Consider the following 15106-nt stretch of genomic DNA (forward strand, 5'->3'; position numbering starts at 1 on the left):
TGAGGGAAGGAAACTCAAAAATGGCAAAGCCCGATATCCTGATGCTTACTCCGATGCGGCCGCTGGTCGAAAAGACCCTCGCGCAGCACGTCACTTTGCACCGATTCTGGGATGCACCGGACAAAGAAAAGCTGCTGAGCGATGTCGGCCCACGCATTACGGGTATCGTTTCCTTTGTTGCATCCTGTCCGCGCAGTCTGATCGAGAAACTGCCGAAGCTTGAGATCATCGCGACTTCGGCTGTCGGCTATGACGGCATCGATGTTAAAGCTGCCGCCGAACGCGGGATCGTCGTGACGAACACGCCCGACGTCCTGACCGACGAAGTCGCCGACCTTACTTTGGGTCTTCTTCTGGCGACGGTGCGCGAAATTCCGCGCGCCGAGAAATATCTGCGCGACGGACAATGGCCGAAAGGACCTTATCATCTCACCGCTACTTTGCGCGGACGCAAAGCCGGCATCATCGGCCTCGGCCGCATCGGCAAGGCCATCGCCGAGCGGCTCGAAGGCTTCGGCACGCAGATTTCCTATCACGGGCGGCGCAAGCAGGCGGATGTCGCCTATCCTTATTTTCCCTCCGTGGCGGAACTTGCAAAAGCCGTCGACGTCCTGATCGCCATCATGCCCGGCGGCGCGGATACGAAACATCTGATCGGTGCTGCCGAATTCGAAGCGCTCGGACCGAACGGCATATTCATCAATGTCGCGCGCGGCTCGGTCGTCGATGAGACGGCGCTGATTGCGGCGCTGAAATCCGGAAAGATTCTTGCCGCGGGTCTCGACGTGTTCGAGAACGAGCCGAATGTTCCGGCCGAGCTTATCGCGCTGCCGAACACCGTGCTGCTGCCGCATGTCGCCTCGGCATCTGTATATACGCGCGATGAGATGGCGCAGCTTGCCGTCGACAATCTTCTCGCCTGGCTTGCCGGCAAGCCGCCGCTGACGCCCGTGCCGGAAACGCCCTCTCCGCGATAGAAGCACCCGCTAGCCGTACCAGTATTTCGGCAGCCACAGCGCCATTTCCGGCCAGATATACAGCGCGACCATGAACATGATCACGATGGCGATGAAGGGATAAACACCTTTGAAGATGTCGTTGATGTTCACTTCCGGCGGCGCCACGCCCTTCAGATAGAAGGGTGCCATGGCGACCGGCGGCGACAAGAACGAGGTCTGCAGGTTCAGGGCGACAAGCACGCCGAAGAACAGCGGATCGATGCCGAAATGGTCGAGCAGCGGCAGGAAGATCGGCAGGAAGATGATGATGATCTCCGTCCATTCCAGCGGCCAGCCGAGCAGGAAGATGATCACCTGCGCCATGATGAGGAAGCCCCAGGGCGGCAGATCGAGACCGACGACGAACTGCTCGACATAGGCCTGGCCGCCGAGATAGGCGAAAACGGCGGAGAAAATGGCGGAGCCGACGAACAGCCAGCACACCATGGCCGTGGTGCGCGCCGTCAGATACACGGCCTCTTTCAGTTTCTCGAAGGTCAGCGCGCGATACATCAATGCAAGAACGAGCGCGCCGACCGCGCCGATGGCGGCGGATTCCGTTGCGGTCGCAACGCCCGCAAAAATCACCCAGAGAACAAGAACGGTGAGCACCGTCAGCGGCAGGAAGGAGACGAGAAGCTCCCAGGCGATGGTGCTCATCGGCACATCGCGTTCTTCCTTCGGCAGGCGCGGCGCTTTTTCCGGCCAGATGATGCCGACCGCAACGATGTAGACGATGTAGGCCGCCGTCAGGCCGAAGCCCGGAATGAAGGCCGCGGCGTAAAGCTTGACCGGCGAGACGCCAGCCGTCGCGGCATAGAGAATGAGCATGACGCTCGGCGGAATAAGAATGCCGAGCGTGCCGCCGGCGCAGATCGTGCCGGTCGCAAGCTTCACATCGTATTTGGCGCGCAGCATCGCCGGCAGCGCGAGAAGGCCCATCAAGGTCACGACCGCGCCGACAATGCCGGACGCGATGCCCCAGAGGCAGCAGACCAGCATCGAGACGACAGCGAGCGAAGCCGGCACGCCGCCAACGGCAAGCTGAAGCGCTTTGAACATTCGATCGAGAATATTGGCCCGGTCGATGACATAGCCCATGAAAGTGAACAGCGGCACCGACAGAAGAACGTCATTCGTCATGACGGAGTAGGTGCGCTGCACCGCCAGCGGCAGAATGTGATCGCCCATTGCGAGATAGCCCGCACCGACGCCGAGCGCCATCAGGGTGAACGCGATGGGGAAGCCCAGCATGATGCAGAAAATGAACGCGACCAGCATCAAGATGCCGAGTTCGGCGCCCTCCAGACCGAACAACATTACGCGATACCCTTCTTTTCGAGGTCTTTAAGCGTTTCGTCGATGCCCTTCTCCTGGACCTCGGCGAGAATCTCGTCCTCGAGTTCACGCACGTCCTGTATGCGGGCAGGCCAGCGTCCGGTTTGCAGGCAGATCATGCAGCGGATCACTTCCGAAATCCCCTGGAAGAACATCATGACGCCGGTGATGGGGATCAGGAATTTAAAGGGCCATACATAAAGGCCGTCCGGCGAGAACGACGAGGTTTCGTTCAGCATCCAGGAGAGTTTCGCAAAGTCCCAGCCGGCCCAGACAAGCGCGAGAATGCCGGGGAAGAAAAACAGGATGTAGAGAACGAGATCGAATTTCGCTTGCTTGGTGTCGGGCCAATAGCGGTAGAGGAAATCGCCGCGGACATGGCTACCGCGCGACAGAGCGTAAGCGCCTGCCAGCATGAACAGCGTGCCATAGAGCATGTAGGACGCGTCGAACCCCCAGCGGGATGGCGCGTTCATCACATAGCGCTGGATGACTTCATAGGTGACAACGCCGGTAAGGCCGACAATGCACCAGGCGAAAATCTGACCGATCACCGTATTGACGCGATCAATCAGCAGCGAAAACGAAAGCATAGAGAACTCTGCGACGGACGGGAAAAGGCGCCGGCCGCTTTGAACAGCGGCCGGCGCGGCTTTGTTTTAGGCCTTGAAGAAGTGGTCGTAGGCCATCTGCTGATCGACCTCGATCTCGAACTGCAGACCGACAACGCGCTTCGCCCAGGCTTTCTGGCTGTCGATCACCTTCTTGAAGAAGGGATCGGCAGAGGCATTGGCGATGACCTTGTCCCATGCGGCAAGCTGCGCTTCGAGCACGGGCTTGGGCGTCTGGATCACCTTCACGCCTGCATCCTTGAGCGCCTGAAGATCCTTCGAATAGCGCTCCTGCTGCTTCCACGACATGTCGGCGGAAGCGGCTTCCGCAGATGTCTTGATCATGGCCTGCACTTCCTTCGGCAGGCCGTCATATTTCGTCTTGTTGAACAGGATTTCGAAGGCTTCCAGCGCCTGATGATAGGACTGGACCATGTAGGTCTTCGAGACGTCCGCAAAGCCGAGCACGCGGTCGGACGAGGGATTGTTGAATTCCGCACCGTCGATCAGGCCGCGATCGAGCGCCGGGACGATTTCGCCGCCGGGCAGGATCGTGACCGCCGTGCCGAGTTCCTTGTAGAGGTCGGCCGCAAGACCCACCGTGCGGTATTTGATGCCCTTGAGATCGTCGGGCGTCTTGATCTCGTTCTTGAACCAGCCGAGCGGCTGGGTCGGCATCGGTCCCGATTGGAAGCCGACGACATTGACCTTCATGATGTCCTGAAGGAGCTCGTTGTAGAGTGCGTTGCCGCCGCCATAATGGAGCCAGCCGAGATATTGATTGGCGCGCCAGCCGAAAGGCGGCGCGGTGCCGAACAGCGAGAAGGCCTTGTTCTTGCCGTACCAATACGCGGACACGCCGTGGCCGCCATCGAGCACGCCCGTATTCACCGCATCGAGCACACCGAAAGCCGGCACGACGGCGCCTGCCTGCAGCAGCTCGATCTTGACCTTGCCTTCGCCGATCGCATTGACGCGATTGACGAAATCGGTCGCGTATTCGTGGAAGATGTCCTTGTTCGGCCAGGTCGACTGGAACTTCAGCGTAATCGCCGCCTGAGCGCGCGCCACATTGGGCGCCGCAAGGACCGCTCCGCCTACCGCAATGCCCGCCGCACCTGTCAGAAAGTCACGCCGTTTGACCTTGGTATCGGACGGGTCTCCGGCCTTAGCGATCTTGTCACTCATGACAATGCCTCTCGTTGGCAGACAACGCGGTATTCCCGCATCCTGCTGGGTCGTTTCCATTCCCGTGGCGCCGTTGGCGCTTTTTATTTCCGACCGCTTTGTGCGGCCTGACGATGAATTATGAATCCATCGCTGCACTTTAAACTAGTGCAACGTTAGAATTAGTCATGCTGAATCTGTGGGCACTCCAAAAGCATGGCTACCAGAGCTTCAAGCGCCGTTCGGCTGATCCATGCGGCTTTCTTGCCGGCAAGGCGGCCCGGGCCAGCCCGGACGGTCTGAAGTGCGGGCGAGCTTTATCGCCGCGCCAATTGTGTTATGCCCGCATAGGCGGGAACGCAGAATAAACCCATGAAAATGCCTGCGCCGAACAGTGCCATCCTGAGCCGTGCCGCGGACATCGCGCGCGAGCTGAGGCGCATTGTGCCCGGCGAAGGCGTCGTTACAGATCCGGACGCCAAGCGCGCTTTCGAGACCGACGGGCTGACTGCCTACCGCCAGGTGCCGCTCGTCGTGGTTCTGCCGGAGACCGCCGAGCAGGTTTCCGCCATTCTGAAATATTGCCAGAACAACGACATCCCCGTTGTGCCGCGCGGCTCGGGCACATCTTTGTCCGGCGGCGCCATCCCGCTCGAAGACGGCGTTCTTCTGTCGATGACGAAGTTCAACCGCGTTCTCGACATCGATTTTCCGAACCGCACCGCAACCGTTCAGCCGGGCGTCACCAATCTCGCCATCACCAAAGCCGTTTCAGACAAAGGCTTCTATTACGCGCCCGATCCGTCTTCCCAGATCGCCTGCTCGATCGGCGGCAATGTCGCGGAAAATTCCGGCGGCGTGCATTGCCTGAAATACGGGCTGACGGCGAACAATCTTCTCGGCGTCGAAATGGTGCTGATGACGGGCGAGATCATCCGCCTCGGCGGCAAGCATCTCGACTCGGAGGGTTACGATCTTCTCGGCCTCCTCACAGGTTCGGAAGGCCTTCTCGCCGTCGTCACCGAAGTCACTGTGCGTATTCTGCAATCGCCGGAGACGGCGCGCGCCGTCCTCTTCGGCTTCGAAACTTCGGAAGCGGGCGGCGCCTGCGTCGCTGCGATCATCGCCGCCGGCATCATTCCCGGCGGCATGGAAATGATGGACCGGCCGGCGATCCATGCAACGGAAGCTTTCTGCAATGCCGGCTATCCGCTCGATGTCGAGGCGCTGCTGATCGTCGAGCTCGACGGCCCGCAGGGCGAAGTCGATTATTTGATCGCCGAGGTCGAAGCCATCGCCAAACATTGCGGCGCCGTTTATATCCGCATCTCGCAGAACGAGGCCGAACGCCAGCTTTTCTGGCTCGGCCGTAAGGCGGCTTTTCCCGCCGTCGGCCGTCTCGCGCCGGATTATCTGTGTATGGACGGAACCATCCCGCGCAAGCAGCTGCCCTTCGTTCTGTCGCGCATGAAGGAGATGTCGGCCTTTTACGGGCTCGAGGTCGCCAATGTCTTCCATGCCGGCGACGGCAATCTCCATCCTCTGATCCTTTACGACGGCAATGTACCGGGCGAATTTGAACGCGCCGAAAGCTTCGGCGCCGATATTCTGAAGCTCTGCGTCCAGGTTGGCGGAGTTCTGACCGGCGAACACGGCGTCGGCATCGAAAAGCGCGACCTGATGGGCGAGATGTTCAACGAAGACGATCTCAATCATCAGCAACGCGTGAAATGCGCCTTCGATGCGAAGCATCTTCTCAATCCCGGCAAAGTCTTTCCGGTGCTGCACCGGTGCGCCGAACTCGGGCGTTTGCATGTCCACAAGGGGCGCCTGCCGCACCCCGAACTCCCGCGCTTCTGATGCTCGGCTTCGCAAACCCCCTCACCCCGCGCGATGCCAAAGACGTTCTTTCCGCCGTGCGGGATGCCGTCGACACCAGACGGCCGCTCGAGGTTTTCGGTCACGGCACCAAACGCCGCGTCGGCCGCGCGGTCGCGGCGCGCCAGATGCTCGATCTGTCCAAATTGGCCGGCGTCATCTTCTACGACCCGGAAGAGATCGTCCTCTCGGTTCATGCGGGAACGCCGCTCGCCGAGATCGACGCGCTGCTGGGCGCGAAGAACCAGGAGCTTGCCTTCGAGCCCATGGATTACGGCCCTCTGTTCGGCGCACCGCGCGACGGCGGCACGATCGGCGGCGCACTTGCCGCAAATATCGCCGGGCCGCGGCGCATTAAATCCGGCGCGGCGCGCGATCATGTACTCGGCGTCAACGCCGTCTCGGGGCGCGGCGAGGCATTCAAATCCGGCGGCCGTGTCGTGAAGAACGTCACCGGCTACGATCTCTCCAAAGGCATGGCGGGCTCCTGGGGCACGCTTGCGGTGCTGACCGATGTGACATTCAAAGTCCTGCCGCGCGCCGAAACATCGTCCACCTTCGCGATCTTCGGTCTCGACGACCGCGCGGCGATCGACGTTCTGTGCCGGGCCATGGGCTCCTCGGCCGAGGTTTCGGGCGCCGTGCATCTTCCGGCGAGGCTCGCGCCAAGTTTTACGCAACTCTCATCCTATGGCTTTGCCTGCACGCTGCTGCGGCTCGAAGGATTTCGTCCGTCCGTTCTTTATCGCGCCCAGCGCCTCGCGGAGCTTGTCGGCAAAGGCCGCGAAAGTATCCGCATCGACGATACGGATTCGGCCGACCTCTGGCGCGCCATCCGCGATGTAGAACCTTTTGCCGATCGCGAAGACCCGCTCTGGCGCATCAGCTGCGCGCCCTCGCGCGCACCGGACATCGTCCGTGCACTGTCGTCCACTTTGCGCTTCCGCCACTATTACGATTGGTCCGGCGGACTTGTCTGGCTGGAGCTCGGCGAGACGCCGCAAGATTGCGGCGCTTCGAAAATCCGCAAGGCCATCCGCGAAAATGGCGGCGGCCACGCGACACTCATCCGCGCGCCGGAGCCCGCGCCCGAGATCGCGCATTTTCATCCGCAGAGCGATGCGCTTGCCGCTCTGTCGTCGCGTCTGAAACAGAGCTTCGATCCGCTCGGCATTCTCAATCCGGGGCGCATGGGCTGATGCAGACGCATTTTTCCGCAGAGCAGCTCGCGGTTCCCGAAATCGCCGAGTCCGAGCGCATTATCCGCAAATGCGTGCATTGCGGATTCTGTCTCGCCACCTGCCCGACCTATCTCGAACTCGGCAGTGAACTCGACAGCCCGCGCGGCCGCATCTACCTCATCAAGGACATGCTTGAAAGCGGACGGCCGGCAGGCGCCGAAACCGCGCTGCATATCGATCGTTGCCTGTCCTGCCTGTCCTGCGCCACGACCTGCCCTTCGGGCGTCGATTACATGCACCTGATCGACCGCGCGCGCGTGCATGTCGAGAACACCTATCGGCGCCCCTTCGGCGACCGCGCGATCCGCGCGCTTCTCGCCGCGGTCCTGCCTTATCCGGCCCGTTTCCGCGCGGCGCTTTTTGCGGCGCGCCTCGTCCGGCCTCTTGCGCCGCTGCTCGACAGTTTCGGCGGCCCGTTCCGCAAACTCGCCGCGATGCTGAAGCTGGCGTCACCGCAGCAGCGCGGTGCAACGCCCTCATCGCCGGACATTGCCGTGCCGCGGCGCGGCCGCGTGGCGCTGCTGAAAGGCTGTGCGCAATCGGTGCTCGATCCCGGCATCAACCAGGCGGCCGAGAGCCTCCTCGCACGTTTCGGAATTGACGTGATAAAGCCTGAAGGAGAAGGCTGCTGCGGCTCACTCGTCCATCATATGGGCCGTGAAGACGAGGCGCGCGGCTTTGCGCGCAAGAATATCGATGCCTGGACGCGCGAGATCGACACCGGGCTCGACGCTATCCTGATCACGACTTCGGGCTGCGGCACGCTCATCAAGGATTACGGCCATCTGCTCGCGGACGACGCCGAATACGCCGCAAAGGCCGCGCTCGTCGGCAGCCGCACGCTCGATGTCTCGGAGTATCTGGCCAAGCTCGATCTGCCGGCAGCCAGCAAAGCCGGGATAGATGTTGCCTATCACGCCGCCTGCTCGCTGCAGCACGGACAGAAGGTGACGCTCGAACCGCGCGCTTTGCTGGAACGCGCGGGCTTTACCTTGCGCGAGATTCCGGAAGGTCATATCTGCTGCGGCTCGGCGGGAACCTATAATATTCTTCACCCCGACATCGCCGGATCTTTGCGCGACCGGAAACTCAAGAATATCGCGACGACGCATGCATCGGTCATCGCGACGGGCAATATCGGCTGCATGACGCAGCTTCGCTCCGGCACCGCAACGCCGGTCGTGCATCTTGTCGAACTTCTCGACTGGGCGTATGGCGGCGCAAAGCCTGAGGCTTTGAACCGAACCGATATGAGGAGAACGCCGTGACCCTATCTCTCCATCAGGCGCAGACCATTGTGTCCGGCGCGCTCGAATTTGCCGACAAGAACAAGATGAAGCCGGTGTCGATCATCGTGCTCGATGCGCGCGGCGTTCTGAAAGCGGCGGCAGCGCAGGACGGCACAAGCCTTCGCCGCTCCGACATTGCGACGGGCAAGGCGCATGGCTCGGTCGCACTCGGCATGGGCTCGCGCGCTTTGTTCAAGCGCGCCAAGGAACAGGCCTTCTTCATCGCGGCGGCGACGTCGGCCATCGGCGGCAGCCTCGTGCCGGTGCCGGGCGGCGTTCTGATCCGCGACGGCGCGGGCGCCATTCTCGGCGCCGTCGGCATTTCCGGCTGCACCTCGGAAAACGACGAGGCGGCGGCCATGGCCGGGATCGCCAAAGCCGGGCTTGTCAGCGATCCCGGAGCGGATTGATGACCGTCATCACGACGATCGACGATCTGCGCGAGATCGCGAAGAGGAAAATCCCGCGCGCGATCTTCGACTATGCCGATGGCGGCGCCTATATGGAAACGACACTCAGGGCCAACCGCGCCGACCTTCTGGCGATCAAACTTCGCCAGCGCGTTCTGATCGATGTCGCGGAACGCAGCCTGGCTTCAAGCTTTGTCGGCCAGCCCGCGGCGATGCCGCTCGCCATCGGACCGACGGGCCTTGCCGGTCTCTTTCATGTCGACGGCGAAATCTGCGGCGCGCGGGCCGCCGAGAAGTTCGGCATCCCGTTCTGTCTCTCCACCGTCTCGATCTGCTCCATCGAGGATGTGCGGGCGAGCACGCAAAAGCCGTTCTGGTTCCAGCTTTACGTCATGAAGGATCGCGGCTTTGCGACCTCGCTGATCGAACGGGCGAAAGCCGCCGAATGTTCGGCGCTCGTATTGACGCTCGATCAACAGATCCAGGGCCAGCGCCACCGCGACATCAAGAACGGGCTGACGGTTCCGCCGCGGCTGACCTTCGCCAACGCCCTGAACATGCTGACCAAGCCCGGCTGGGCGCTGCCGATGCTGAAGGGCAAGCGCAAGAATTTCGGCAATCTTCAGGGCTATATCCCCGATAGCGGCGTGACCGTGCTGGCGCAATGGATCGCAAGCCAGCTCGATGCTTCGCTGTCCTGGAAGGATGTCGCGTGGATACGCTCGCTCTGGCCCGGGAAGCTGATCCTGAAAGGCGTGCTCGATGCGGAAGATGCGAAGATCGCGGCCTCCTCAGGTGCCGATGCGATCATCGTCTCGAACCATGGCGGCCGCCAGCTCGACGGCGCGCGATCGACGATTTCCGTTCTGCCGGAGGTCGTTGAGGCCGTAGACGGGAAGATCGAGGTCCTGTTCGACGGCGGCGTGCGCTCGGGACAGGATATTCTGAAAGCCCGTGCGCTTGGCGCGCAGGGCTGCCTGATCGGCCGCGCTTTCCTTTATTCGCTTGCGGCGGGCGGCGAAGCAGGCGTTTCCCGGGCGCTCGAGATTATCGCCAAGGAACTCGATATCTCGATGGCGCTGACCGGCACGCGGAACGTGGACGAAATCGGCCCGCACACGTTGGCGCGCGGCCCTTAAGCTTTGCCGCGCGGCCCGGCGAGCGGCACGGATGCGTGACCCGCATCGAAATCAACGCGGCGCGCCCAGACGAAAAGAAGATCGCTCAAACGATTGATATAGGCGCTTACGGCCGGCGGAACCTGCGGATTGAGCGCCGCCATGCCACGCTCGGCTCTGCGCGCCACGACCCGTGCCATATGCAGCCGCGCGCTCGCTTCGGACTCGCCCGGATAGATGAAATCCCGCAGTTCCGGGAGCGTGTTCGACACGTCGTCGATGATCACTTCCAGCCGCCGCGCTTCCGCATCCGAGAAGACGAGCTCCGGCCGTTTGCCTTCGGCGCTGATCAGCGCGCTGATGGCATAAAGATCATGCTGGATGGTGCGGATGTCTTGCGCGCCCGCGGGAAAGGCGATGGCGGCAAGCCCGAGCGCCGCCGACAATTCATCGAGATCTCCGACGACATTGATATGCGGATCGGATTTTCGAGTGCGCCGTCCGGAGAATAATGCGGTTTCTCCCCGGTCACCCTTCTTGGTGTAGAGCTTCACCGAGCAGTCTCCCTCTGCCAGGGTAAAATATAGCCCTCGCCGCGTTTGACGGCGATACCGTAGGCCGTGGCGATGTTTTCATCGCTCAGCACCTCTTCGGGCCGGCCCTCGGCGAGTTTCTTCCCCTTTGCGAGAAGTACAACCCGGTCACAATACCTATAGGCGAGACCGATATCGTGCAGCACGGCAACGACGCCGTTGCCAGCCCGGGTTTGCTCTCGCAGCAATTCCATAATCGCCAGTTGATGATAGGGGTCGAGCGCCGATATCGGCTCGTCCGCCAAAAGAAGAGGCGCCTCGACCGCGAGCGCCCGGGCCAAAAGCACCCGCGCCTGTTCGCCGCCCGAAAGCGTGTCGAAGCCGCGCGCCGCAAAATCCGCCATGCCGACCAGATCGAGCGCGCGTTTCACAACTGCGCGATCCGCCTCGTCCGATGTGCGGCCGCGATGCGGCAGCCGCCCGAGCCCGGCAAGAGCCTCCACACGAATGGGCCAATGCGCACCATCGTTCTGCGCCAGATAGGCGACCATCTGCGCCCGCACGCGCGGCTTCAAAGCCGCTATGTCTTTTCCGTCGTAGGACACGCTGCCCGCTTTCGCTGGAAGGAGCCCGGCCAGCACCCGCAGAAGCGAGGTCTTGCCGGCGCCGTTCGGGCCGACCAGCCCGACAAACTCACCCGTGCGCACGGAGATATCGACACCTTCGAGCACGCGCGTCTCATTCAGCGAAAGGGAAATGGATGTTGCTGCGATTTCCATCACGCCTCCCTCCTCGCGCGCCAGAGCAGCGAGAACAGGAACGGCGCGCCGACAAGCGCCGTGACGACACCGAGCTTGAGTTCCGGCTCGATGGGTAGCATGCGCACCGCGATATCGGCGGCAAGCGTCAGCACCGCGCCGCCAAAGCCCGAGACGAGAAGAAGACGCCCCGGACTGTGGCCGATCAGCGGCCGCAAAAGATGCGGCACGATCAGGCCGACAAAACCGATGGCGCCGGTAACCGCAACCGCACTGCCGACGCTGAGCGCGGCGCCGGCAATCAGCTTCAGCCGCACGCGTTTGAGATCGAAACCGAGGCTCCTCGCCGTATCCTCGCCGAGCGACAGCGCATCGAGCGCATGCGCCGAGCTCAGCATCAGACCCCAGCCTAAAGCCATCAGCGGCAGAGCGAGAGCGACATGATTGAGGCTGCGGTCGTTGAGCGAGCCCATCAGCCAGAAGATGATTTCGAGCACGGCATAGGGATTGGGCGAGAGATTGAGCGCCAGTGCCGTCAGCGCACCGGCAAGGCTCGACAACGCGATGCCTGCGAGGATGAGCGCCGCGGTCGAGGTGCCGCGGCCGCCCATCCAGAACACCGCGCCGGCGGTGATTGCCGCGCCGAGAATGCCGCCGAGCGGCAAAGCGAGCGCAAAACCCTGCGAGAGGCCGGAATAGAAAGCGATGACGGCGCCAAGCGCCGCCCCCGATGAGACGCCGACAACGCCGGGATCGGCGAGCGGATTGCGCAAGAGGCCCTGCATGGCGGCGCCCGTGAGGCCAAGGCTGAAGCCGACGGCCGCGCCGAGAATGGCGCGCGGCACGCGCAGTTCGACAAAGACGATGCGCTCAAGCGAATCTGTGCCCGACAGCGCATCGGATATTGCTTTGCCGAGATCGAGCGGCGCATAGCCGATCGCCGTCGACACCGCAGCGAGCGCCAGCGCCGCAAGAGCAAGCGCCAAAGTCAGAAAAGTGTCGGAGCGCGTCATGGCTTTGCGCGCTCCCAGTTCGCGCGCGCCTCGGCCAGAACGGAGACCGCATCGGCAAGCTGCGGCCCGGCGCAGGTCCAGAGATTGGACGGCAGCGCGACGACCTTAATATCGCGCTTCAGCGCGCGGATGGCCGGATGCTCCAGGATTTCCTGCGCCAGAGCCGGTCCCGTGCGCTCGCCCGTATCGACGATCAGAATATCGGGCTTTGCGAGAACCGCCGCTTCCAGCGGGATATTGGCGCGCCCCGCCGCGCCGAGTTCGGCGGCGATATTGATGAGGCCCGCCCGCTCCATCATCTCGTCGACCAGCGGACCATAGCTTGTGGCAAATCCGTTCGGACCGAGCATCAGCGCGCGCGGACGCGGCGAGGCGCCCGGCGCCAGACGCGCCATCTTCCTTTCCATCTCGAAAATGAGATCTGCGCCGCGCTCGGCGACCCCTGCCGCGTCGGCGATCTGCATGATCTGTATCTTCGTCGCGGCAAGACTTTCCGGCACGTCGAGATCGACGACTTTGCGCCCATGGCGGTTCAGAAAGCCGACGGCACCGCGCGCCGTGTATTTACCGGCGAGAATGAGATCGGGATCGAGCCCGATCACCTCTTCCGCCAGTCCCTGATTGGTCGCGATGCCTTGCGCGAGATCGGGCACGCTCGATGAGTGCGGCTCGGCGGCGAGCCAGGTCACCGAAGCGATGCGGGTTTTTGGCACGAGACGCAGCAGAACCTGATCGGCACAGAGATTGAGCGAGACGATGCGCTGCGGCCCCTCCTTAGAAAAGGGAGGCGCCGCCCCGGCAGGGGCGGCGGCAAGCGCCAGAGCAAGAGACAAAAGAACCGGTTTCAGAAACTGGCCCTCATACCGACAATCGCGAGACGGCCTGCTCCGCCATAGGTGTAGATCTCTTCATATTCCTCATCGAGCAGGTTCTCGACCCGGCCGTAGAGTTCGGCATTCTCGGTGATCTTGTAGCCGGCGCGAATATTCACCAGCACGAAATCCTCAAGTTCCACCAACGGATTCCAATAGGGCAGATCGTACTGAGCGCCGTTGTAGATCACGCTGAAACCGGCATTGGCCCGGCCATCGTAGAAGACGTAATCGAGATCGAAACTGCCGAGAAACTCCGGACGGCGGATCAGCTCCTCACCCTCGGGCCCTTGCGCATCCTGCCAGGTGAAGGAGGCGCGCATGGTAAGATCGTCGACCGGGCGGACGCTGACGCCGAGTTCCACGCCGTGAATTTCGGACTCGCCCGGCAGATTCACCACCGTATTGCCCTGGCTCTGGATGAGATCGGAAATCGTCTGATCGAAATAAGTGAGATCGAAGCTCATGCGTCCGTCGAACAGCGTCTGATCGAGGCCGACATCCCACCCCTCGGCGCTCTCCGGCTCAAGGTTTGGATTGGGGACAAAGCCCGGAAATGTGCCGAAGAGTTCGATGAGCGTCGGGTTCTTCACACCCGTGCCATAGGAGGTCCGGATTTTCGTTCCGGTTTGCTCGAAGAAATAGGCCGCTGAGAGCTTATAGGTCGTCGCGTCTGCAAAGCCCTCGTTGAAATCGTGCCGCGCACTGCCGGTGAAGAACAGGCTGTCCCAGACGCCGAGCTTGTATTCGCCGGCGATACCCGTTTGTCCGACTTCCTCATCGAATGTGCCGAACTGTTCGACATGCTCATCCTCGCGCTCGGCGAGGAAAGAAACCGTATGGTCGAATTCGCCGGAGGTGTGGAAGAAATTCGAGCGGTAATCGAACTTCGTCTTCTCGCCATCGATCGTCGAAGGCGGGAAGGTGTCGTAATAGAACTCCCGGTTATGGCTGAGCGTGCTCGCGCCAAAAATCTGCTGCCAGGCACCGTCGAAGAGATCGAGCTTGGCTTGTGCACGGCCGAAAAACGTTTCGCCATCGAGATCGCTGACGAAATCAACCGCACCGCCCGGCGGCTCGTCATCGCCCTCCGCAAAATAGGATGTGCCGCGGCCGACAAAATCAAAGCGCAGATAGTCGGTGGCCTGGAAGCCCACTTTGGCAAAGCCGGATGCGTTCTCGTATCCATCCTTCTCGTCCCAGCCGCGCGCTTCGGCAGCGGAGGAGAATCCGTCCGTACGAAGCCCGGCACCGCTGAAAAGATAGTCGACGCGATCGGTCGAGCCGGACAGCGTTACCCCGCCGGCAGCCGTTCCACGGTTGCCGCCTTCGATATAGCCGGCAAGGCGCGCCGGGCCTTCGCCCCTTTTGCTGACGATGTTGACGACACCGCCGATCGCATCCGAACCGTAGAGCGAGCTCTGCGGCCCGCGCAGAACTTCAATGCGGTCGATATCCTGTACGAGAAGATGGGCGAAGTTGAATTCGCTGCCGCCGCCCGGATCGTTGACCTCGATGCCGTCGATCGTCACCAGCGTGTGATTGCCTTCCGAGCCGCGCAGACGAACCTGGGTGAGGCCACCGGGACCGCCGGTGCGGTTGACCGCAACACCCGGCACGCTGCGGAGAGCGTCGGACACAAGACGAATCTGGCGCTGCTGAAGCTCATCGCCGGTGATGATCGTCACCGCACTGGCGACTTCTTTGGTCGGCGTCGGCGTCAGATTGGCTGAAACGGAAATTTCGTCGAGTTCGACGGGCGGAAGTTGGGATTGAGCAAAGGCCGGCAGAGAAAAGACGGCAGCGGATGCGAGCAGAACGCAACGCAACATGGGAACCTCGGGCGGGACGCCAACACATGCATCACCCGCGAGCCCCAG

Annotated in this window: 14 protein-coding genes; 6 read left to right on the forward strand and 8 right to left on the reverse strand. The window is 62.2% G+C overall.

Annotated features, from left to right (window positions below; translation table 11 throughout):
• The first annotated feature begins 20 nt into the window (after positions 1-20).
• Entirely contained in the window at positions 21-977 is a 957-nt protein-coding gene (locus tag IZ6_RS15005) for a 2-hydroxyacid dehydrogenase (RefSeq protein WP_222875842.1), read from the forward strand.
• A gap of 9 nt (positions 978-986) precedes the next feature.
• On the opposite strand, the gene IZ6_RS15010 is transcribed toward IZ6_RS15005, so the two are convergent.
• The 3 genes from IZ6_RS15010 to IZ6_RS15020 all read right to left on the reverse strand — a co-directional run bounded on the left by IZ6_RS15010 (position 987) and on the right by IZ6_RS15020 (position 4135).
• The gene (locus tag IZ6_RS15010; RefSeq protein ID WP_225873926.1) at positions 987-2318 is read right to left on the reverse strand and encodes a TRAP transporter large permease; all 1332 of its coding nucleotides are present in this window, start codon (positions 2316-2318) and stop codon (positions 987-989) included.
• Entirely contained in the window at positions 2318-2929 is a 612-nt protein-coding gene (locus IZ6_RS15015; protein ID WP_222875843.1) for a TRAP transporter small permease subunit, read from the reverse strand. The genes IZ6_RS15010 and IZ6_RS15015 overlap by 1 nt, the downstream gene beginning before the upstream one ends.
• Before the next feature lie 66 nt (positions 2930-2995).
• A complete protein-coding gene (locus IZ6_RS15020; RefSeq protein ID WP_222875844.1) occupies positions 2996-4135 on the reverse strand; it encodes a TRAP transporter substrate-binding protein in 1140 nt (379 codons plus the stop codon).
• A 357-nt stretch (positions 4136-4492) separates the two neighbouring features.
• On the opposite strand from IZ6_RS15020, the gene IZ6_RS15025 reads away from it, so the two are divergent.
• Genes IZ6_RS15025 through IZ6_RS15045 form a run of 5 tightly spaced genes read left to right on the forward strand, consistent with a single transcriptional unit; the run spans position 4493 to position 10071 of the window.
• A complete protein-coding gene (locus IZ6_RS15025; RefSeq protein WP_222877654.1) occupies positions 4493-5974 on the forward strand; it encodes an FAD-linked oxidase C-terminal domain-containing protein in 1482 nt (493 codons plus the stop codon).
• Complete coding sequence (gene glcE / locus IZ6_RS15030; protein WP_222875845.1) at positions 5974-7191, forward strand: glycolate oxidase subunit GlcE; 1218 nt, start codon at positions 5974-5976, stop codon at positions 7189-7191. The genes IZ6_RS15025 and glcE overlap by 1 nt, the downstream gene beginning before the upstream one ends.
• Positions 7191-8501 carry a glycolate oxidase subunit GlcF gene (glcF, locus tag IZ6_RS15035; RefSeq protein WP_222875846.1) on the forward strand — a complete coding sequence of 437 codons (1311 nt, stop codon included), beginning with the start codon at positions 7191-7193 and terminating at the stop codon, positions 8499-8501. Before glcE ends, glcF begins: the two co-directional genes overlap by 1 nt.
• Positions 8498-8932: a GlcG/HbpS family heme-binding protein gene (locus IZ6_RS15040; RefSeq protein ID WP_222875847.1), complete on the forward strand. Its 435-nt coding sequence runs from the start codon at positions 8498-8500 to the stop codon at positions 8930-8932. The genes glcF and IZ6_RS15040 overlap by 4 nt, the downstream gene beginning before the upstream one ends.
• Positions 8932-10071 carry an alpha-hydroxy acid oxidase gene (locus tag IZ6_RS15045; RefSeq protein ID WP_222875848.1) on the forward strand — a complete coding sequence of 380 codons (1140 nt, stop codon included), beginning with the start codon at positions 8932-8934 and terminating at the stop codon, positions 10069-10071. The genes IZ6_RS15040 and IZ6_RS15045 overlap by 1 nt, the downstream gene beginning before the upstream one ends.
• Here the strand turns inward: IZ6_RS15045 and IZ6_RS15050 are convergent.
• Genes IZ6_RS15050 through IZ6_RS15070 form a run of 5 tightly spaced genes read right to left on the reverse strand, consistent with a single transcriptional unit; the run spans position 10068 to position 15058 of the window.
• A complete protein-coding gene (locus IZ6_RS15050) occupies positions 10068-10604 on the reverse strand; it encodes a cob(I)yrinic acid a,c-diamide adenosyltransferase (RefSeq protein WP_222875849.1) in 537 nt (178 codons plus the stop codon). The two genes, IZ6_RS15045 and IZ6_RS15050, sit on opposite strands and share 4 nt — an antisense overlap.
• The gene (locus IZ6_RS15055) at positions 10601-11362 is read right to left on the reverse strand and encodes an ABC transporter ATP-binding protein (protein ID WP_222875850.1); all 762 of its coding nucleotides are present in this window, start codon (positions 11360-11362) and stop codon (positions 10601-10603) included. Before IZ6_RS15055 ends, IZ6_RS15050 begins: the two co-directional genes overlap by 4 nt.
• On the reverse strand, positions 11362-12354 hold the full coding sequence (locus tag IZ6_RS15060) for a FecCD family ABC transporter permease (protein WP_222875851.1): 993 nt from the start codon (positions 12352-12354) through the stop codon (positions 11362-11364). The genes IZ6_RS15055 and IZ6_RS15060 overlap by 1 nt, the downstream gene beginning before the upstream one ends.
• Complete coding sequence (locus IZ6_RS15065; RefSeq protein WP_222875852.1) at positions 12351-13187, reverse strand: ABC transporter substrate-binding protein; 837 nt, start codon at positions 13185-13187, stop codon at positions 12351-12353. The genes IZ6_RS15060 and IZ6_RS15065 overlap by 4 nt, the downstream gene beginning before the upstream one ends.
• A gap of 11 nt (positions 13188-13198) precedes the next feature.
• Entirely contained in the window at positions 13199-15058 is a 1860-nt protein-coding gene (locus IZ6_RS15070) for a TonB-dependent receptor plug domain-containing protein (RefSeq protein ID WP_222875853.1), read from the reverse strand.
• Positions 15059-15106 lie beyond the last annotated feature (48 nt).

This window comes from Terrihabitans soli (assembly GCF_014191545.1).
GTDB lineage: Bacteria > Pseudomonadota > Alphaproteobacteria > Rhizobiales > Methylopilaceae > Flaviflagellibacter > Flaviflagellibacter soli.

What these genes read in the sequence shown, in the direction of transcription:
- IZ6_RS15005 (WP_222875842.1), top strand. Translation starts at nt 21, where the DNA reads ATGGCAAAGCCCGATATCCTGATGCTTACTCCGATGCGGCCGCTGGTC.
- IZ6_RS15010 (WP_225873926.1), bottom strand. Translation starts at nt 2,318, where the DNA reads ATGTTGTTCGGTCTGGAGGGCGCCGAACTCGGCATCTTGATGCTGGTC.
- IZ6_RS15015 (WP_222875843.1), bottom strand. Translation starts at nt 2,929, where the DNA reads ATGCTTTCGTTTTCGCTGCTGATTGATCGCGTCAATACGGTGATCGGT.
- IZ6_RS15020 (WP_222875844.1), bottom strand. Translation starts at nt 4,135, where the DNA reads ATGAGTGACAAGATCGCTAAGGCCGGAGACCCGTCCGATACCAAGGTC.
- IZ6_RS15025 (WP_222877654.1), top strand. Translation starts at nt 4,493, where the DNA reads ATGCCTGCGCCGAACAGTGCCATCCTGAGCCGTGCCGCGGACATCGCG.
- glcE (WP_222875845.1), top strand. Translation starts at nt 5,974, where the DNA reads ATGCTCGGCTTCGCAAACCCCCTCACCCCGCGCGATGCCAAAGACGTT.
- glcF (WP_222875846.1), top strand. Translation starts at nt 7,191, where the DNA reads ATGCAGACGCATTTTTCCGCAGAGCAGCTCGCGGTTCCCGAAATCGCC.
- IZ6_RS15045 (WP_222875848.1), top strand. Translation starts at nt 8,932, where the DNA reads ATGACCGTCATCACGACGATCGACGATCTGCGCGAGATCGCGAAGAGG.
- IZ6_RS15055 (WP_222875850.1), bottom strand. Translation starts at nt 11,362, where the DNA reads ATGGAAATCGCAGCAACATCCATTTCCCTTTCGCTGAATGAGACGCGC.
- IZ6_RS15060 (WP_222875851.1), bottom strand. Translation starts at nt 12,354, where the DNA reads ATGACGCGCTCCGACACTTTTCTGACTTTGGCGCTTGCTCTTGCGGCG.
- IZ6_RS15070 (WP_222875853.1), bottom strand. Translation starts at nt 15,058, where the DNA reads ATGTTGCGTTGCGTTCTGCTCGCATCCGCTGCCGTCTTTTCTCTGCCG.